We start from the raw sequence: 19,250 nt of genomic DNA, 5'->3' as shown, positions 1-19,250 counted from the left end.
TCAGGGCTCCTTCGCGGCGGCGAGGACGGCGTGCGCCAGTTCGGCGGCGCGGGCGCGGGAGGCGGCGATACGCTCGTCCCACGCGCGCGCCAGCTCGGCGTTCACGATCAGGCCGGCGGCCTGCTCCTCGCTGACCGGGAGTGCGGTGGCGAGCGCCAGCGCCTCCTCTGCCTGGGCAGCGAGCGCCGCATCCCCCTTGCGCGCAGCGGCGGTCCGCGCCGCGCCGATGGTGGCGAGGAGATCGCGCAACGCCGCCTGCGGCCGGGTGATCAGCGCGTCGAACAGCGCCGCCGCCGCGGTCTCACGCCGTGCGCCTTTCTCCATGTCATAGGCGAAGCTGCCCTCCACGGCGAAGGGATTGCGCGTCCCGGCCGGCGCCTGCGCGTATGCGGAGGGGCGGACCGGGTGGCGGCGGATGTCCGGGTGGAAGAGCAGGCGCTGTCCCTCGTCCGACAGGGCGAAGGCGACGAAGGCCGCCGCCGCCTTGGGGTGGGGAGCGCTGGCCGTCACCGCAATGTGCGCCGGCAGCCACGCGGTACGCTCCGGATAGGCCAGATCGACCGGCTTTCCATCGGCCTGGGCATTGAGCGCCTGAAAGTCGATTGTGGCGCCGGCCCCGCGGCGGCCGTCCGCCACCGTGTCGCTGACGCCCGGCCCGCGCTCCACCAGTTCAGCGTTGGCGGCGATCCGTTGCAGCAGGCCCCAGCCGGCCTCCCAGCCCTCGGCCTGGAGGATGATGTCCACCAGCGCCGGGGCGAAGCCGACCTTGGAGGGCACGGGGAACACCACATGCCCCGCCAATCGGGGATCCGCCAGATCAGCCCAACGCCGTGGCCGTGGCAGCCCTTTGGCCTCCAGGTAGGGCGGGTTCACCACCAGCGCGTAGCCGGCGACCTCGAACGCCTCGAAGGCGCCCTTTGGGTCGGACAGCGGCTGCGCGCCGATGCGGCCCGGCAGCCCGGCGCGGTCGAGGGCCAGCGGCGCCAGTCGGCCGTCGTTGCGCAGGCGGGGGAAGTTGCGCAGAGCGGGTGTCCAGTACACGTCCACCCCTCCCTGGTCCGGCGCGCGCAGGATCGGCATGGCCTCCCGCCCCGTCTTCCAGAGCACCTGCACGTCGGTGCCGGGATGGGCTCGCTCGAACGCCGCCTCGAAGCGCCCGACCAGCTCGTCGGGATAGCTGGTCAGGATCAGCAGACTGGATTCCAGCCCCTCGCCGGAGGCGGCCACAGGCAGGAAACACACCGCACACGCGAGCAAGGCTTTCAGCTTCATCTCGGCTCCACCGGCTGGATCGGCTATGTCGATCAACACTCGTTATATACTTATGGGTATAACGGTCGCGTTCAGGCTGTCAATGCATGCGTTATGTACCAAAACAACATAACGCCTTGAGGCACTGACCATCAGCGGACTCCGCGGTGTGCGCCGCTCGGCGGCGCGTGAGTGGCGTGGGTCGGAATCATGGGCGCCTCAAGGCGTCATCCTCCACACACTCAGGCAATCGCATGCAGGTTCATCTCTCTTCCGGGAACGGCACGGCCGCGCCCCGGCCGGCCGCGTGCTCGACTACGGTGCGCTCGCCGCCGAGTCCGCCGCGCGGCCGGCGCCAGAGACCGTGCCTTTGCGGGCGATGCCCGGAACTTCGAACTCGAGCTGGAGGACGACATCCTGGCGTTGTTGAGCCTCGGTCTGGAGGCGAACGCACCAAAGGCCGGCGCTGCGGGAGCGTCCGGCCTTTGGGAACGGGTGCGTTCGGTTGTGGTGGTTGCGGGGGCGCGCAGCCACCGAGAATTGATGCTGCCAGCCATTTCGGTCTGAAGCGATATCTCCTTGCTGCAAATGCCGAAAGAGGCTCGCCCGGCAATGGGCAAGCCTCCTCGGTCTTTGCGCGTGCCGATGCTCAGTGCAGTGAGCGGAGCTGGTCCCCGATGCCCGAGGCCAGCTGCATGTCCCAGGGCATGATCGACAGCCGCAGCCGGCCGCGCGCCACGTCAAGGAACTCCTTGGCCTGCTTCTCCGAGCCAAGGCCGTACAGCGATTCCGCCTGGGTGATGTACTTGTCGACCTCAAAGCGCTCCGTCCGATCAAGGGTCGCGCTGTTGAAAGTGCGGGCGGTGGACTTGGCCTCGGCAAGCTGCGCCGGGAAGCTCATCGCAGAAGACGATGAGGCAAATGTTTGCGCGAAACTGCTGGCTGACGCCAAGGCAGCGAAGGAAAAGGCAGCGACAGTGACAAGACGACGGAACGACATGGTGAACTCCTTTGATTGCGCTTGCTCCTGCTCGTCCGGAGGATGACTTCGGCCTCCCGAGCTTGTGGCTGGACGATAGGCCCGGTGGCGTGACGGGGTGAAATTGATTGATGGTATCGATACGATAGCGGTCGTGCATGGACGTCACCGCTGCACCATAGCTGCCCGGCATCGAAGCGATGAATTCTTGCGATTTAACAAGACCGCCCGCCCGACTTTAGTGTGAACGGCATCGGATCACCGGCAACACACAGGGGCCGGCAATCCAAAGGAGGATGCCATGAGCGATGCCAATGCACGCACCGAACCGCCCACCACGCATACCCTCAGCCTGCGACAGAGCCTGCGCAGCTTCCTGCGCGACTGGTCCCGCTGGTCCTCGGCCGAGCGGCGGGCCGCGACCCTCATCCTCGTCCTCGTGGCGGTGGCGCCCGTCGTCAACTTCCTTCCTTGAGCGTACGCCATAGCCGGCCGCTATGGAGACCAAAGACATCGGGCATTTCACAACCGCAAGTCGGGCCGCTTAGGCTCCGCAATGCGAAAGACGGCGCAAACAGCCCTGTGACATCCGGGCCGCACGCCACCGTTCACACAGGAGGTCAGTCATGGAAGGCGATTTCGGGCGGCCCGGGCACGGGCCGGCAAGGGGAGACGTGCGCCCGCTGTACGGTCAGCGGGCCTTGGTGACCGGGGCCAGTTCCGGGATCGGACGCGCAATAGCGCGTGCCTTGGCGGAGGCCGGCGCCGACGTCGCAGTCAACTACGGCCGTGGGGAAGCCGCCGCCGAGACCGCCGCGGCCGAATTCCGCGACCTCGGCGTGCGCGCCGTCACGGTGAAGGCCGACGTGTCGCGCGAGGACGAGGTCGAGGCGATGTTCGCCCACGCCATCACCGCGTTCGGCACGCTGGACATCCTGGTCAACAACGCCGGCCTGCAACAGGACGCGCCAGTCGAGGCGATGACGCTGGAGCAGTGGAACCGGGTGATCGGTGTGAACCTCACCGGCCAGTTTCTCTGCGCCCGAGCCGCCGTGCGCGAGTTCAAGCGGCGCGGGCCGCGCCCGGGGGTCTCTCGCGCGCTCGGCAAGATCGTCTGCGTCAGCTCGGTGCACGAGGTCATCCCCTGGGCCGGGCACGTCAACTACGCGGCCTCGAAGGGCGGCGTCATGCTGATGATGAAGACCCTGGCGCAGGAATTGGCAGCCGACCGCATCCGCGTCGTCGGCGTCGCACCCGGCGCCATCCGCACGCCGATCAACCGCGAGGCCTGGGAGTCGCCGGAAGCCTACGCGTCGCTTCTGGAGCTCATCCCCTACAAGCGCATCGGCGAGCCGGAGGACATCGCGGCGGCGGTGGCGTGGCTGGCGTCGGACGCCGCCGACTACATCACCGGCACGACGCTGTTCGTGGACGGCGGCATGACGCTCTACCCCGGCTTCGAATCCGGAGGCTGAGCCATGCCGGACACCCTTCGCGCGCACTGGCCGGAGTACCTGATGGAGGCGGCCGGGCTCGGTCTCTTCATGCTGTCCGCCGGCCTCGTCGCCACGCTGCTGGAGCACCCTGCGTCGCCGGTCCGCCAAGCGCTGCCGTCCGCCTTTGGCCGGCGCGCGCTGATGGGGGCCTCCATGGACCTGACGGCGGTGGCGATCATCCACTCCCCCATGGGCCGGCGGTCGGGAGCGCACATCAATCCGGCCGTCACGCTGACCTTCCTGCGTCTGGGCAAAGTCACGACGGCCGACGCTGCCTTCTACGTGGCCTTCCAATGCCTGGGCGGCATCATCGGCGCGCTGCTGGTGGCTGGATTGTTGGGCGAGCGGTTCACGCTGCCGCCACTCTCCGCCATCGCCACGGTGCCCGGCCCCGCCGGTCCGGCAGCGGCCTTCGCCGCCGAAGCGGCGATGGCTTTCGTACTGATGCTGATGGTGCTGGTCACCTCCGGCAACGCCCGCTGGATGCGCCTGACCGGGCTGTGCGCCGGGGCTTTGGTGGCGCTCTTCATCACCGCCGCGGCACCGCTGTCGGGCATGAGCATCAACCCGGCGCGCACGCTGGCCTCCGCGGTCGCCGGTGGAGTGTGGACGCACGCCTGGATCTACGCCCTCGCTCCACCCCTGGGGATGCTGCTGGCCGCCGAAGCGCACCGGTGGACGGGGCGCCCTGCCGCCTGCGCCAAGCTCGACCACGACCCGCGGCAACCCTGCATCTTCTGCGGCCATCCTGGCGGCCATCTGGGCACGCAGGCCCACTCCATGAAGGACATCCATGTCCACTGAACGCTACGACGTCATCATCGTCGGCACCGGGGCGGGCGGCGGCACGCTGGCCCACCATCTGGCGCCGACCGGCAAGCGCATCCTGCTGCTGGAACGCGGCGACTATCTGCCGCGCGAGCGCGACAACTGGGATTCCAAGGCCGTCGTGGTGGACGGCAGGTACAAGGCGGACGAGACTTGGCTCGACAAGGACGGCCGCCCCTTCCATCCCGGCATCCACTACTGCGTGGGCGGCAACACCAAGTTTTACGGCGCCGTGCTGCTGCGCCTGCGCGAGCGGGATTTCGGCACGCTGCACCACAGGGGCGGCGTGTCGCCGCCCTGGCCGATCGGCTACGCCGACTTGGCGCCCTACTACATCAGGGCCGAGCGGCTCTACAGCGTGCACGGCCTGCGCGGCAGCGACCCGACCGAGCCACCCTGCGCCGATCCCTACCCCCACCCGCCGGTCAGCCACGAGCCCCGCATCCAGGAACTGTCCGACGACCTGATGCGCGCCGGCCACCGGCCGTTTCCGCTGCCCGTTGGTATCCGCCTGGACGAGGCGCAACCGCATCGCAGCACGTGCGTGCGCTGTTCCACTTGCGACGGCTTCCCCTGTCTGGTGCAAGCCAAGGCGGACGCGCACGTCACCTGCGTCGCTCCGGCGGTCGAGCATCCCAACGTCACGCTGCTGACCGGCGCTTTCGTGGAGCGGCTGGAGACCGGCCCCTCGGGCCGCGCCGTCACCGGCGTAGTGGTGCGGCGCAACGGCGTCGAGGAGACCTACCGCGGCGACCTCGTCGTCGTGTCGTGCGGCGCCATCAACTCGGCGGCCCTGCTGCTGCGCTCGGCCAGCGACCGGCATCCGGGCGGGCTCGCCAACGGCTCGGGCGTGGTCGGGCGGCATTACATGTGCCACCTGAACTCTGCCCTCATCGCCGTGTCGCGCCGCCCCAACCCGACGCGCTTCCAGAAGACGCTGGGGATCAACGACTTCTACTTCGGCGCGGACGACTGGGACCATCCGCTGGGCCATATCCAGATGCTCGGCAAGACCGACGCCGCCATGTTCGCCGCCGAGAGCGGAGGGCTGCTGCCGGGCTTCGCCGCCGACACGCTGGCGACCCGCGCGCTCGACTTCTGGCTGACGTCGGAGGATCTGCCCGATCCTGACAACCGGGTGGAGATCGGGCGCGACGGCCGCATCACCCTGCGCTACACGGCCAACAACGTCGAGGCGCACGAACGGCTGGTCGCCAAGCTGAAGGGCCTGCTGGGCCGCATCGGCTGCGAGCGCACGCTGATCCCGCGCGAGGCCTATTTCGGCAAGCGCATCTCCATCGCCGGCACCGGCCACCAGAACGGCACTATCCGCTTCGGCCACGACCCGAAGACCTCGGCGCTCGATGTGAACTGCAAGGCGCACGAGGTGGACAATCTGTACGTGGTGGACGCCAGCGTCTTCCCTTCCAGCGCGGCGGTGAACCCGACGCTGACCATCATCGCCAACGCGCTCCGCGTCGGCGACCACCTGATCGAGCGCCTCGGGGCGGCGGGAGGTGCGGCATGATTGACCGAACCCTGCATCGCGCCGAGCGCGCGCTCGACCTGCTGCGCGTCGCGCAACGGGCGGCGTGGCCGGCGCTCGACCTGCTCATCCGCCTGTGGCTGGCCCAGACCTTCTGGGTGTCGGGCATCGTCAAGCTGCACGACTGGGAGCAGGCGCTGTTCCTTGCCCGCACCGAATACCCGGTGTCCTGGCTCGCCCCGGTGACCGCCGCCGTGCTCGGCGCGGCGGTCGAGCTGATCGGCCCGCCGCTGCTGGCGCTCGGCCTCGCCACCCGCGCCGCGGCGCTGCCGCTGCTGGCCTTGGCGCTGGTCACGCAGTACGCCTATCTGGCGCTCGACCAGCACCTGTTCCAGGCCGTGCTGCTGGTCTGGTACGTCGTCCTGGGCGCCGGGCCGCTGTCGCTCGACCGGCGCTTGGCGCGCGGGCTGCCGGGCAGCGCCCTGCCCTTTGCGCAGACCGCGGCGCGGTTGCTGGCTGGGGTGACGCGGTACGCCGGCCCGTTGGCACAGCTTATCGTCCGGTGCTGGATCGCCGGGGTGTTCTTCCGCTCCGGCCTGGCGAAGATCGCCGATTTCGAGACGACGGTCCTGCTGTTCCAGTCCGAGTATTCGGTGCCGCTGCTGCCGCCGGAACTGGCCGCATTCGCCTCCACCGCGTTCGAGCTGACGTGCCCGGTGTTGCTGGTGATCGGGCTGGGGACGCGCCTCGCCGCACTGCCGTTGATCGGCATGACGCTGGTCATCGACGCCACCTACCAGCACCACGTCGACCACCTCTACTGGCTGATGCTGCTGGGCCTTATCGTCACCCGCGGCCCCGGCCCGCTGTCGCTGGACCGTTTCTTCGCCGGGATCGTGCGCCGCCGTTTCCCGCGGCTGGCCGGCATGGCTCCGGCGCTGCCGGAGGACGCGCCGCGCGTGGTGGTGGTCGGCGGCGGCTTCGGGGGGCTGGCGGCGGTGCGCGGGCTGGCGCGATCGGCGTGCCGTGTCACGCTGATCGACCGCCGCAACCACCACCTGTTTCAGCCGCTGCTCTACCAAGTGGCGACCGCCAGCCTGTCCCCGGCCGACATCGCCACGCCGATCCGCAGCCTGCTGCGCGATCAGCCCAACGCCCGCGTTCTGCTGGGCGACGTGTCCGGGGTGGACACGTTGAAGAAAACCGTCCTGCTGGAGGATGGGCGCCGCGTGCCCTACGACCATCTCGTGCTGGCGACAGGCGCCCGCCACGGCTATTTCGGCCGCGAGGAGTGGGAGCCCTTCGCTCCGGGGCTGAAGAAGGTCGAGGACGCCACCGAGATCCGTCGCCGCCTGCTGCTCGCCTTTGAGGAGGCGGAGAACGCCACCAATCCGGACGAGCGCCGCGCCTTCCTGACCTTCGTGATCGTCGGCGGCGGCCCGACCGGCGTCGAGCTGGCCGGCGCCATCGCCGAGTTGGCCCACCACGGGCTGGCCGGCGAGTTCCGCGCCATCGACCCGGCCGAGGCGCAGATCCTGCTGGTGCAGTCCGGCCCACGCGTCCTGCCCACCTTCCCCGAGCCACTGTCGGCCAGCGCCGCGGCCTCCCTGGTATCGCTCGGCGTGCGCGTCATGACCGGCTGCCGGGTGGAGGCGGTGGACGCCCAAGGCGTCACGGTGTCCGACCGGCGCATCCCGGCGCGCACCGTGTTCTGGGCGGCCGGAGTCATGGCCTCACCGGCCGCACAATGGCTGGGCGCGCCCGCCGACAGCGCGGGCCGGGTCAAGGTCGGGTCGGACCTCTCGGTCGCCGGTCTGCCGAGCGTCTTCGCCATTGGCGACACCGCAGCGTCCGACGGCTGGGACGGCCAGCCGGTCCCCGGCATTGCCCCGGCGGCCAAGCAGGGCGGCGCCCACGTCGCCTCGGTGATCGTCGCGCGCATCACCGGACGGCCAGCCCCAGCCCCGTTCCGCTACCGCCACGCCGGCAGTCTGGCGACCATCGGACGCAAGGCGGCGGTCGCCGACTTCGGCCGGCTGCGCCTGACGGGAGCGACCGCGTGGTGGCTGTGGGGCGCGGTGCATGTGCTGTTTCTGTCGGGCATGCGCAACCGCATCGGCGTCGCGCTGGAATGGTTCTGGGCCTACCTGACGCTGCGCCAGGGCACCCGCCTGATCACCGGCCCGATCGCGACACCTGTCGCGCCGGAAGCCTCGCGCCCGCGCACTTTCGAAACCGCCTCGCAAGGAGGAACGATCCCATGACCACTAACACCCTGAACGCTGAACGCCGACGCCTGGAGGCCCAGCGGGCCGGCACCGAGGACTGGCGCCTCTGGGGCCCCTACCTGTCCGAGCGGGCCTGGGGCACGGTGCGCGAGGACTACAGCGCGCACGGCACCGCCTGGGAGGATTTCAGCCACGATCAGGCGCGCTCGCGCGCCTATCGCTGGAGCGAGGACGGCTTGGCCGGGATCTGCGACGAGGAGCAGCAGCTGTGCTTTGCGCTGGCGCTGTGGAACGGTCAGGACCCGATCCTCAAGGAACGCGCCTTCGGCCTGACCGGCAATGAAGGCAACCGCGGCGAGGACGTGAAGGAATACTACTTCTACCTCGACGCCACGCCCAGCCACGCGCACCTACGCACGCTCTACAAGTACCCGCAGGCGGCCTATCCCTACGACCGGCTGGTGGTGGAGAACCGCGCGCGCGGCCGCACCGACCCGCCGTTCGGTCTGGCCGATGCCGGAGTGTTCGACGACAGCCGCTATTGGGACGTGGAGGTGACCTACGCCAAGGCCAGCCCGCGGGAGATCCACATCCGCATCACCGCATCCAACCGCGGCCCCGAGGCCGCGACCCTGCACCTGCTGCCCACCCTGTGGTTCCGCAACACCTGGGCGTGGGGCGACCGGACTCAGCGCCCCGGCTTGGTGCGCGACATGGCGCCGGAGGGAGCGGCCTGGGCGATCCGCACCGCGCACCCCGGCCTAGGCGACTACCGCCTGTACGGCGCCCATGCGGCCGAGCTGCTGTTCACCGAGAACGACAGCAACGCTGAACGCCTGTGGGGCCAACCCAACCCCACGCCTTTCGTCAAGGACGCCTTCCACCGTCGCGTGATCCACGACGAGACCGCAGCCGCCAACCCGGCCGGCGAGGGCACCAAGGCGGCAGCATGGACTGTGCTGGAGGTGGTGGCCGGGGGCTCCGCCTCGGTGGACCTCGTGCTGTCCGGCGAGCCGCTTGGCCGCCCCTTCGCCCGCACGCAGCGCGTCCTAGACACACGCTCGGCCGAGGCCGACGCCTTTTACCGCGACTTGGCTCCCGACGCCGACGCGGAGGATGCGCGCATCCTGCGTCAGGCGCAGGCCGGCATGATCTGGTCGAAGCAGTTCTTCCACTACGACGTGGAGCGCTGGCTGGGCGGCGACCAGCTCTCCCCGCCAGACACCCACAAATCGGGCCGCAACCGCTCCTGGAAGCATCTGAAGTCCTCCGACGTCATCTCCATGCCCGACGCCTGGGAGTACCCGTGGTTCGCCGCCTGGGACCTCGCCTACCACTGCGCGGCGCTGGCGCTGACGGACATCGACTTCGCCAAGGACCAGATCGAGGTGCTGCTGAGCGAGCGCTTCCTGCACCCCAACGGCCAGATCCCCGCCTACGAATGGGCGTTCGGCGACGTCAACCCGCCGGTGCACGCCATGGCGGCGCTGAAGGTCTTCCGGGCTGAGCGCGTGCAGCGCGGCGAGGGCGACACGCACTTCCTGCACCGCGTCTTCCACAAGCTGCTGCTGAACTATGCCTGGTGGATCAACCGCAAGGACACGGACGGCCACAACGTGTTCGAGGGCGGCTTCCTCGGCCTCGACAACATCTCGGTGTTCGACCGCTCGCAGCCGCTGCCGCCGGGCTACAGCCTGAAGCAGGCCGACGCCACCGGCTGGATGGCGATGTTCGCGCTCAACATGGTGGTGATGGCGCTGGAACTGGCGCGGGAGGACCACGACTACGAGGACATCGCGATTCAGATCTACAGCCAGTTCCTGTCGGTCGCCAACGCCATCGGCGGCCACGTGCCGGGTGCGGTGTCGCTGTGGGACGACGAGGACGGCTTCTTCAAGGACCTGATCGTCTGCCCGGACGGCAAGGTCAGCCGAGTCAACGTCTACTCCATGGTCGGCCTGATCCCGCTGTTCGCCACCGAAGTGATCGACCGCCGCCTCCTGGAATGCGTGCCGCGCTTCCGCGCCCTGCTGACCCAGCACCGCGGCGGCAAGTTCCAGGGCAGCACCGTCTGCGCCTGCCCGGACTGGGAGAACGCGCGGGGCGAGCATCTGCTGGCGCTGGTCGATCACACCATGCTGCCGCGCATCCTCCAGCGCCTGCTCGACCAGGGGCAGTTCCTGTCGGACTACGGCGTGCGCAGCGTCAGCCGCATCCACGCCGAGCACCGCCACCTGGGTGACCTGCCGGGCGTCGGGCAGGCGCTGATCGAGTACGTGCCGGGCGAGTCCACCTCGGGCCTGTTCGGCGGCAACTCCAACTGGCGCGGGCCGGTGTGGATGCCGGTGAACTACACGCTGATCCAGGGACTGGAGAAGTTCCACCGCTTCCTCGGTGACGACTTCACCGTGGCGGTGCCGTGTCTGGGCGGACAGCGGCTGACGCTGAAGGAGATCGCCACGCTGGTGTCGGACCGGCTGGTGTCCATCTACCGCCCCGATGACGAGGGCCGGCGGCCGGTCTACCGCACGCAGCCGGTCTTCCACGACGACCCGCACTGGCGCGACCTGCTGCTGTTCTACGAGTACTTCCACGCCGACACCGGCCAGGGCCTGGGAGCGGCGCACCAGACCGGCTGGACCGGCCTGCTCGCCAATCTGGTGATGCGGCGGTATCGGCGGGAGGTGCCCGAGTACTGGAAGGCGAAGAGCGTGGAAGAAGTCACGGTGTAGGTCATTCAAGCCCTCCCCCGGTCCCGCTGGGGGAGGGATTTTTGTTCACTCCACCACGGCGATATCCTCCCACATCATCGACGTGCGCATCGGTTCGGCGGCATCCCAGTGGTAGGTCTGGGCCATGCGGATGGCAACCTGCTCCACCGGTGTGAAGCGGCGGCCGGCAACGGTGACCAAGTGGATGGTGCGCGTCACTTCCGGCTCGATGATGGCGCGCGTCACCACGCCCGGCAGCGTCGCCATGTTCTCCGGCATCACCGCACAGCCCATGCCGGCGGCGATCATCGCCTGCACCCAGTCCTCCCGCTCGCTGTGATAGCGGATGTTCACGGCGTGCCGCTTCGGCACGTTCAACGCTTCGAAATGATAGCGGAACTCGCAGTGCACGCGCTGGAGGTAGTCCTCGCCGTTCAACTCGGGCAGAGGAACGGCGTTCATGCCCTCGAAGCGGTGACCACGCGGGCAGGCGATCAGATACCGCTCGGTGAACAGGGGCCGCGCGGTGCAGCGCTCGGGAAACGACGGCAGCCCCACCAGCGCCACGTCCAGCTCGCCGCCGACCAATGCCTCCACCAGCGGCTTGGCCGGCAGGTCCTGGATCTGCAGGTCGAGCATGGGGATGCGGGCACGCAACTGCTCGAAGAAGCCGACGAGGCGACCGGGACTGATCGTGCACATGACGCCGAGCTTGAGCGGTGCCCGCTCCATGCTGCGGTACTGCTTGGCCTCCGCCAGCACGGCCGAGTTGGTCGTGTAGATGGAGTCCAGGTGCGGCAGCACAAGCCGGCCCAGCTCGGTCAGGTGGGTGTTGTGGTGCTCGCGGCTGAACAGCAGGCCGCCCATCTCCTCTTCCAGCTTCTGGATGGCACGGGTCAGCGAGGGCTGGGTGACGTTGCAGTGCTCCGCCGCGCGCGTGAAGTTCAGCGTCTCGGCAACGGCCAGGAAGTAACGGATCTGGTGCATCTCCATGATCGGACCTCCTTTCGCGACCGATCATACACTGTGACGCCGCCGATGCCGGTGCTCAGTTGGGGGAGGCTGGTAAACAACCTTTCACACCGTGGTGATACGGGGCGGACGGAACGTGATCCCTCCATAGCCGGCGGCTATGCAACACATACGCACCAGGCATTTCCGTCGAGGCCGCCCGACGAATACTTTGATCTTCACCGGACGCCTCCAACAACGGAAGGCCCCACATGAGGAGTGAAACCATGACCGCCAAGACGAACACGCCGATGACCGTTGCCGCCGCGCTGGCCGGCGCCCTGTCGATGGCCGCGCTGATCCCCCTGCACAGCGCCGCCGCGGCCGAGGCCACGGGGCTGGAGAAGTGCTACGGCGTCTCCAAGGCCGGGCAGAACAGCTGCGCCAACGCCGCCGGCACCCATTCCTGCGCCGGCCAGTCCGCCAAGGACTACGACGGCGGCGAGTGGCGCGCGGTCAAGGCCGGCGTCTGCAAGGAGATCGGCGGCAAGACCGAGGCGTTCAACGGTATCGGCACGCCCAAGGACATGACCAAGAAGGGCTGATCCCAACCCGTTCCGCCGGCCGCCGGAGACGTCTCCCATGTCCACCCCGACCCCCGCGATCCATGCCGCCAGCGCGTCCTCCCCCGTGCCCTCCCAAGCGGGCATTGGACTGCGGCACCGCCACGTCGCGGAATTCCTCACCTCCCGCCCGCACGTGGCGTGGATCGAGGTGCACAGCGAGACCTATCTGGCGGCCGGCGGTCCCCGGCTACGCGCCCTGGAGGCGATCCGCCGGGATTACCCGCTGAGCTGCCACGGGGTCGGCCTCTCCCTCGGTTCGGCCGAGGGGGTCGACCCCGAGCACCTCGCCCGGCTGGCCACCCTGTACGACCGTCTGGAGCCGGAACTGGTCTCCGACCATCTGGCCTGGAGCGTCACCGGGGGCACCTACCTCAACGATTTGCTGCCGCTGCCCTACACCGAAGAGGCGCTGGGCCTCGTTCGCCGCAACGTCGAGCGCACGCAGGAGGCGCTGGGCCGGCGTATCCTGGTGGAGAACCCCTCGCGCTACCTGGACTTCGAACAGTCCACCATCCCCGAATGGGAGTTCCTGGCCGAACTCGCCGCGCGCACCGGCTGCGGCCTGCTGCTGGACGTCAACAACGTGTACGTCAGCGCCGGCAACCTCGGCTTCGATGCGGCCGCATACCTTGCGCACGTCCCCGCCCAGGCGGTGGGAGAGATCCATGTCGCCGGCCACGCCGTGCATGAGACGGGAACCGGCACGCTGCTCATCGACGACCATGGCGACGTGGTGGCCGACGCCGTGTGGGCGCTGCTGGCGTCCACCCTGGAGCGCATCGGCCCGCGCCCGGTGCTGGTGGAGTGGGATACGCGGGTGCCGGAGCTTGCCGTGCTCATGGCCGAAGCCGCGCGCGCCGACCGTCTGCTGGAGATGCGCCATGCTGCGTGACCTGCAAGCGGCCATGCGCCGGCAGCTCCTGTCGGCCCACCCCGCTCCGCCACTCGGAATCCTGGGCGACGCCATCCCCGCCCCGGTGCGGTTCGCCGTCCATGCGGACAACGTCGTCGGTTCGCTGGTGGAGGCGCTGGAAGCGGCGTTCCCGGCAACGGCACGCCTGCTCGGCCGCGCGGTGTTCCGGCGCGCCGCGGCGGGTTACTTCCGCCGGCATCCGCCACACGTCCCGCAGCTCCTCGCCTTCGGCGACCGCTTCCCGGACCACTTAGACGAGATGCCGGAGGTGGCCGAATTGGCTCGCTTCGAATGGGCGTGGAACGCCGCTTTCTTTGCCGCCGACGCGCCGATGCTCGACCCGGCGGATCTCCGCGCCGTGCCGCAGCACCGCTACCCGGACCTGCACTTCACGCTGCACCCCTCGGTGCACCTGCTCACCGTGGCGCACCCTGTCCTCGACCTGTGGAAGGCTTTGCGTCATGACGAGCCGCCGCCCGCCCGGCCGCCGGGCGGCGAACAGGTGCTGATCGTCCGTCCCTTGGCCGAGGTGTACGCCGTGGTTATCGGCCGCGGCGAGTTCACTCTGCTGCTCGCCCTGTCGGCGGGCGCCGACCTCGGGCATGCCGCCACGGCGGCGGCCGGAACCGATCCCGGCCTCGACTTGCAGGCTGCCCTTCTGGCCCACCTGCAACTGGGGATCTTCACCGCCTTTTCCCTTCCTCTGGAGGAATGAGAGATGATCGATCTTGCCGCTACGACTCCCGTGCGGCCGCGCCACACACCGCTTGCCCCCATCATTGACATGGTGGACGCCGTCACCGGCCGACTGAGCGCCTGGGGCGCACCGGTGCTGCAACTCGGCATGCGGCTGTGGATGGCCAAGGTGTTCTTCACCTCCGGCCTGACCAAGATCCAGGACTGGGACACCACCGTCCTGCTGTTCGCCGATGAGTACAAAGTGCCCCTGCTGCCGCCTGAAGCGGCGGCCACGCTCGGCACCACGTTCGAACTGGGCATGCCGGTGCTGCTGGCGATCGGGCTGTTCAGCCGGCTGGCGGCGTTGCCGCTGCTCGGCATGGCGCTGGTGATCCAGTTCGTGCTGGGTGCCGCCAACCCAAGCTACGATTCCGTCGAGCATTTCTATTGGATGTTCCTGCTTCTGGCGATCGTGGTGCACGGACCGGGAAGTCTGTCGCTGGACAGGGTGCTGCACCACCGGCTGCCGCACTGAGCGGCGGCTGAGCGGCGGCGTATCATGTAGATGCAGCGGATCTGCTACGCCTTAACCATTGGCACCAGACCTGCAGCATCAGGCAAATCTGGTTCCGTCAGGCGTCACGCCGTTCTGGTCGAGCTTCCTGAAGAACTTGGTGCGCCGCGGGCTGAAGGGCGTGAAGCTGGTAATCTCGGATGCCCACGAGGGGCTCAAGCTGGCCATCACCCGGGTGCTGAAGGCAACAATGTTGCCAAATTGGACTTCGAGTGGGCGGCGCAGCTGGAGAAGAAGGGCAAGCCGCTGGAGCCCCGGATCGCCGCCGACCTCGCCCGCCAGGACGAAGCCGATGCGGCCGAAGGTGGTGGGGCGGAGGAACCGGAGGATGCCCGAGCGGCGCTGGAGGCCTTGCGCGCTGGTCGGGCCGACCTTGGGCAGGCGGTGCTGCTGATGCAGGCCATGGAGGTGAGCCATCTCACGCTAAGCGACCCGGACAGCCGGCTGCTGCGCGGAGCGCATGGAGCGGTGGTCGGTAACAACGTGCAGACGGCGGTGGATGCCCGGCACGGGCTCATCGTCCATCACGCCGTCACCCAAGCAACTTCGGACCAGAACCAGTTGGTCGCGATGGCCGAGGGCGCCAAGCAGGCGCTGGAGACCGAGGCCCTGAAGCTGGTGGCGGATGCCGGCCACGCTGACGCCGAACAGCTCAAGGCATGCGAGCAGGCCGGGGTGACCGCCTTCGTGCCGCACCCGCGCACCGCCAATCCGCATGGCGGCTTCGACTGCTCGCGGTTCGTCCAAGATGCCGAGAACGACACGCTGCGCTGTCCGGCCGATGGGAGGCTGAGCCATTCCCGATCAGCGGCGCTGTCTGGTCGAGCACCCGTTCGGTATCATCAAGCACATGATGGGCGTACCGTGCTTGCTGTGCCGCGGGCTCACCGCCGTGGGGGCGGAAATTGCCCTGAGCGTCACCGCCTTCAATCTCAAGCGCGCTAACGCCGTGCTGGGCGGCTCCGAGGTCCTCCGCCGCCTTGCCGCTGCACCCTGACGGCAGCAGCATGCCCGCAAAAGGGAAAACACCAGCCCAAGCGGGCTGGGGTTTTCACACAGGCTGGCAGAGCCCCCCTTGATCCGCTCTGGATCACACCAGGCGGATGTCGCTGGCGAGCAGGGTATCCTTCGACACGCCAAAGAGTGTGATGGAGCTGTCCACACCACTCGTCGGGTCGGTGAAGCTGATCACCGCGTTGCCGTCGACGGACGTCGTATGCGCGAGCAGCGAGTCCGGGCCGCCGTCGAAGGAGGCGAAGACGCGGTTGTCGAATTCGAGGCGGTCCTCGTTGACGTTGAAGCCGCGAATGACGTCGTGACCGAACGTGATCGTGTTCATGTCCACCTCGCGGTAGTAGAGGAACGTGTCCGCCCCGATACCGCCGGTCAGGTCGTCATCGCCCAGGCCTCCCCACAGTGTGTCGTTGCCCTCCCCGCCGAGGATCGTATCGTTGCCAGCCCCGCCGCTCAGGAAATTGGCAGAGACGTCGCCGGTGACGCGGTCGCTGCCCGAACCGCTCAGCACGTTCTCGATGGAGAGGAGGGTGTCGCGCCCAATATCGGCACCCGTCGCCGTCCCAGCGCCCAGGTCCACGGTGACGGCCGTTTGGATCGGGCTGAGGTCGTAGGTGTCGGAGCCAGTGCCGCCGTCGTACGCGTCATTGCCGTCACCGAGCGTCGCGATGATCCGGTCATCGCTCGCCCCGGCGAACACCCGATCGTCGCCCTTGCCCGCTGTGACGGCATCGATATCGGCTGTGCCATCCAGCTTATCTTTCTGGCTGGTCCCCTGCACCGTGTTGATGGTGTAGAAGGGCCGCATCATCTCGTTGTCCTCATGGGAGAGGATGTGGCAATGCCAGACGTACTCGCCGGTCAGGTCGAAGGTCTCGGCGATGCGCAGCATCTCGCCCGGGGCCACCCAAACGGTGTCTTGGCTGCCGGTATCCTCCGGGCGCAGTGGTGTCGATGCTGACGGGTCATAATCGTTGCCGAGATAGCCGTCCCCGTTGAGATCGGTGTCCGCCATCCGGTACTTGCCCAACACTTGGAACTGCACTTGGTGCAGGTGGATGGGGTGGGCGTCCGCGGTATTGTTATAGATCTCCCACACCTCGGTCGAACCACGCAGCGGGTCCTCGGTGATGGCATCATCCCACATGCGGGCGCCGAACTTCACTGGCCGGCCAGAGATGTCGGTGCCGTCCTCCGCGGCGCCCAGCATCGGCATGATGTGGCCGTCCGCGGTCTCGCTCTCGAACAGGCCGAGCTTGCGCACAGGGACCTTGCTGAGGTCCACCGACGCGGCGAGGTCACGGTAGCCGGGGTTGAGCAGTGTGCCGTCCTGCACGGTGGCGAGCGGGGCCGGAGCGTTGGCGGTGACCTGGAAGCGCATCATTTCGCCCACCGATGTCCCTTGAGCGGAAAGAGCATCGCCGTTGAGGATAGTGGAGCCGTCCGGGTTCAGTCCCTGGAACGGCGTCCAGGCCGGGCCGAAGTTGTCCAGCGTAACCGCATCGCCAGACGCCAGCTTCGAGAAATCCAGGACCACGTCGGCACGGTCGCCGGGGGCAAGGACGATCTGTTCGTTATCGGTGTGCTGGCCGTCGCCGTTGTCAATGGCGATGGCGCGGGGCAGCAGCCCACCGTCGGTGCCGACCAGCGTCATCTTCACATTCGGGTTGTCGAGCCGCAGCGTGTAGAAGCGCGAATCCGACCCGTTCAGGAGATGGAGGGTGTAGGTGGTGCGGTCCACCTCCATCTTCGGCCAGGCCTTACCGTTGACCAGAAGGAAGTCGCCGAAGAACTCGGGTGTGGCGAAGGGATAGTCGTGACTGCCGGGGAACTCGTCCTGGACCGTGCTGCCGGTGCCGGGGAGCGGGTCGTCCGCCGCATTGCCTGGCCGGTAAAGCTGCCCATCGGCCGTGAACGCCCGGTCTTGGATCGCCGCGCCGAACTCGTGCGCTGCGTCAGGCAGGACACTGGGCGGCGGGTTTGCCCGGCGCCCGTCACCGAGGCCCGGAAGACTCCCCATAAGCTGGTTAATGGTGTCGTCGCGCAGCAGGTAATAGCCGGCCGTGCCCATGTAAACGTTGAGCCGCGTCACGCCCAGTGCGTGGTCGTGGTACCAGAGCGTGGCTCCGGGCTGGCTGTTGTCGTAGGTATAGACGCCGGAGTCCTGCCCCTGCGTGATGACCGACTCGGGAAGGCCATCGAATGCCGACTGCGTGTGGCCGCCATGCAGGTGAGTAGTGATGGGCACCGCGCCACCTGCGTAGTCGACGTTCGCCATGTGCAGAGTGGGGTCGAGCGGGATGTACCCGGGATAGCCGGTGGCTGGCAGTTCGTTGCGCCACGTCACCTTTATGGGCGTGCCAGACTTGGCGAGGATGGTCGGCCCAGGATACGAGGGCGAGAAGGCAACACGCTTACCGTTGATGCTCTCCACCCCGTAGCCCCAGACCGTGGTTGCGGCGCCGAGCGGCGTGCCATCGTTGCCGTAGAGGCCCAGGTCTTGCTGGGTCTGCCCGACACCGATTACAAAGCTGCCGCCCCGCGTGGCGTCCAGGACGGTCGGCACAGCGAGGCTGTTGGTGAACTTAGTCTGAATACCCGGATCAAGAAGCTGCACGGCCATCTCCACCTCCCGTCATTTTGAAAAGATGCATGCTGCCTTTCGGCGCGCGGGGCGCGTCGTTCATCATCATTGCGTGCACAACGTCGTTCTGGGCGAAGAGGCTAGAGTATTTTCCATTTACTCCAGCTCGTAACCAGCAACGGCAAAGCGGTTGGCGCATTGTCCGGTGCGGGTGCGTCTCGATTTAGTAATCTCGGCAATGCTTTAGAGAACCCAAGCCTCCAGCATATTTTTGTTTTGAAGGTTTCTAAGATTTACCCAAGATGGCGAGACGACTGATCCTGTGCTAGAAATTAATATCCACAAATTATTTGGGCAATTGAAAAGATGGAGGTAACGCTCTATGCGATGGCGCAACTGAACGGGCATCTCCGTTGCCAGGAGGTGGTCTGGGTTGAGGGGGCGGCTATTTGTAAGTGAAGATGCTTCACATGCAGCGCCTCCAATCGGCTTAGAGCCCGTCCGAGAAGAAGTTGAATCGGATGAATCGGTTGTGATTCAAAGTCGCCTCCAGGATGGAGGTGAGGATGTGGACACCGGAAAAGCGAGAGCGCCATGACCGCAGTGGGCTGCGCTACCCGAGCGACCTGAGCGATGAGGAATGGCGGCTCGTCGAGCCGCTGATCCCGCCGGCGCGGCGTGGCGGCCGGCACCGCAGCGTCGATCTTCGGGCAGTGCTGAACGGCGTGCTGTACGTGCTGGAGACGGGCTGCCAGTGGCGCCATCTGCCCAAGGACTTGCCGCCGCGCAGTACGGTCCACGGCTATCTGCACCTGTGGGCCTGGGAGGGGACGTTGGAGCGCATCCACCATGACCTCTACCAGCGGGTCCGCGAGCGGGAAGGCCGCGAGGCCAGCCCAACCGCCGCTGTGGTGGACAGCCAAAGCGTCCG

At 68.0% G+C, this 19,250-nt stretch carries 16 protein-coding genes and 1 pseudogene; 13 read left to right on the top strand and 4 right to left on the bottom strand.

Going from position 1 to position 19,250, the window contains the following annotated elements; all coding sequences use genetic code 11:
- Together ACSVDD_RS27450 and ACSVDD_RS27445 are read right to left on the bottom strand one after the other, a co-directional pair.
- Window positions 1-1,272 (bottom strand): ABC transporter substrate-binding protein, encoded by a 1,272-nt coding sequence (locus ACSVDD_RS27450; protein ID WP_448192609.1) that lies wholly within the window; start codon window positions 1,270-1,272, stop codon window positions 1-3.
- Between the two features lie 628 nt (window positions 1,273-1,900).
- Window positions 1,901-2,251, bottom strand: coding sequence for a hypothetical protein (locus tag ACSVDD_RS27445; protein ID WP_448192608.1), 351 nt, complete (start codon window positions 2,249-2,251; stop codon window positions 1,901-1,903).
- A gap of 280 nt (window positions 2,252-2,531) precedes the next feature.
- Between ACSVDD_RS27445 and ACSVDD_RS27440 the strand changes: the two genes are divergently transcribed.
- The 6 genes from ACSVDD_RS27440 (at window position 2,532) to ACSVDD_RS27415 (ending at window position 11,000) form a co-directional block, all read left to right on the top strand.
- Window positions 2,532-2,705 (top strand): hypothetical protein, encoded by a 174-nt coding sequence (locus ACSVDD_RS27440; RefSeq protein ID WP_448192607.1) that lies wholly within the window; start codon window positions 2,532-2,534, stop codon window positions 2,703-2,705.
- A 151-nt stretch (window positions 2,706-2,856) separates the two neighbouring features.
- Window positions 2,857-3,705: an SDR family oxidoreductase gene (locus tag ACSVDD_RS27435; protein ID WP_448192606.1), complete on the top strand. Its 849-nt coding sequence runs from the start codon at window positions 2,857-2,859 to the stop codon at window positions 3,703-3,705.
- A gap of 3 nt (window positions 3,706-3,708) precedes the next feature.
- Window positions 3,709-4,530 carry an MIP/aquaporin family protein gene (locus tag ACSVDD_RS27430; protein ID WP_448192605.1) on the top strand — a complete coding sequence of 274 codons (822 nt, stop codon included), beginning with the start codon at window positions 3,709-3,711 and terminating at the stop codon, window positions 4,528-4,530.
- A complete protein-coding gene (locus ACSVDD_RS27425) occupies window positions 4,520-6,082 on the top strand; it encodes a GMC oxidoreductase (protein WP_448192604.1) in 1,563 nt (520 codons plus the stop codon). The genes ACSVDD_RS27430 and ACSVDD_RS27425 overlap by 11 nt, the downstream gene beginning before the upstream one ends.
- On the top strand, window positions 6,079-8,304 hold the full coding sequence (locus tag ACSVDD_RS27420) for an FAD-dependent oxidoreductase (protein WP_448192603.1): 2,226 nt from the start codon (window positions 6,079-6,081) through the stop codon (window positions 8,302-8,304). The genes ACSVDD_RS27425 and ACSVDD_RS27420 overlap by 4 nt, the downstream gene beginning before the upstream one ends.
- The gene (locus ACSVDD_RS27415) at window positions 8,301-11,000 is read left to right on the top strand and encodes an MGH1-like glycoside hydrolase domain-containing protein (RefSeq protein WP_448192602.1); all 2,700 of its coding nucleotides are present in this window, start codon (window positions 8,301-8,303) and stop codon (window positions 10,998-11,000) included. Before ACSVDD_RS27420 ends, ACSVDD_RS27415 begins: the two co-directional genes overlap by 4 nt.
- Window positions 11,001-11,045: 45 nt before the next feature.
- Here ACSVDD_RS27415 and ACSVDD_RS27410 read toward each other — a convergent pair whose 3' ends face one another.
- Entirely contained in the window at window positions 11,046-11,972 is a 927-nt protein-coding gene (locus tag ACSVDD_RS27410) for a LysR family transcriptional regulator (RefSeq protein WP_448192601.1), read from the bottom strand.
- A gap of 245 nt (window positions 11,973-12,217) precedes the next feature.
- On the opposite strand from ACSVDD_RS27410, the gene ACSVDD_RS27405 reads away from it, so the two are divergent.
- From ACSVDD_RS27405 to ACSVDD_RS27380, 6 genes and pseudogenes are all read left to right on the top strand, one after another.
- Entirely contained in the window at window positions 12,218-12,535 is a 318-nt protein-coding gene (locus tag ACSVDD_RS27405; RefSeq protein ID WP_448192600.1) for a BufA1 family periplasmic bufferin-type metallophore, read from the top strand.
- A 37-nt stretch (window positions 12,536-12,572) separates the two neighbouring features.
- Window positions 12,573-13,448 (top strand): MNIO family bufferin maturase, encoded by an 876-nt coding sequence (bufB, locus tag ACSVDD_RS27400; RefSeq protein WP_448192599.1) that lies wholly within the window; start codon window positions 12,573-12,575, stop codon window positions 13,446-13,448.
- On the top strand, window positions 13,438-14,184 hold the full coding sequence (locus ACSVDD_RS27395) for an HvfC/BufC family peptide modification chaperone (protein ID WP_448192598.1): 747 nt from the start codon (window positions 13,438-13,440) through the stop codon (window positions 14,182-14,184). The genes bufB and ACSVDD_RS27395 overlap by 11 nt, the downstream gene beginning before the upstream one ends.
- A 3-nt stretch (window positions 14,185-14,187) precedes the next feature.
- Entirely contained in the window at window positions 14,188-14,682 is a 495-nt protein-coding gene (locus ACSVDD_RS27390) for a DoxX family protein (RefSeq protein WP_448192597.1), read from the top strand.
- A gap of 97 nt (window positions 14,683-14,779) precedes the next feature.
- Window positions 14,780-14,911, top strand: a pseudogene (locus ACSVDD_RS27385) (transposase); the annotation flags it as partial.
- 203 nt (window positions 14,912-15,114) lie between these two features.
- On the top strand, window positions 15,115-15,666 hold the full coding sequence (locus ACSVDD_RS27380; RefSeq protein WP_448192669.1) for a transposase: 552 nt from the start codon (window positions 15,115-15,117) through the stop codon (window positions 15,664-15,666).
- Window positions 15,667-15,811: 145 nt separating this feature from the next.
- On the opposite strand, the gene ACSVDD_RS27375 is transcribed toward ACSVDD_RS27380, so the two are convergent.
- A complete protein-coding gene (locus tag ACSVDD_RS27375; protein ID WP_448192596.1) occupies window positions 15,812-18,358 on the bottom strand; it encodes a multicopper oxidase domain-containing protein in 2,547 nt (848 codons plus the stop codon).
- A 527-nt stretch (window positions 18,359-18,885) separates the two neighbouring features.
- Between ACSVDD_RS27375 and ACSVDD_RS27370 the strand changes: the two genes are divergently transcribed.
- Window positions 18,886-19,250: IS5 family transposase (locus tag ACSVDD_RS27370; protein WP_448192595.1), on the top strand; the 365-nt coding region annotated here is incomplete at its 3' end.

The sequence above is a fragment of the Azospirillum terrae genome, from assembly GCF_053470425.1.
The sequence above is the reverse complement of the archived record's forward strand: the minus strand, read 5'-3'. Positions and strand labels throughout refer to the sequence as shown.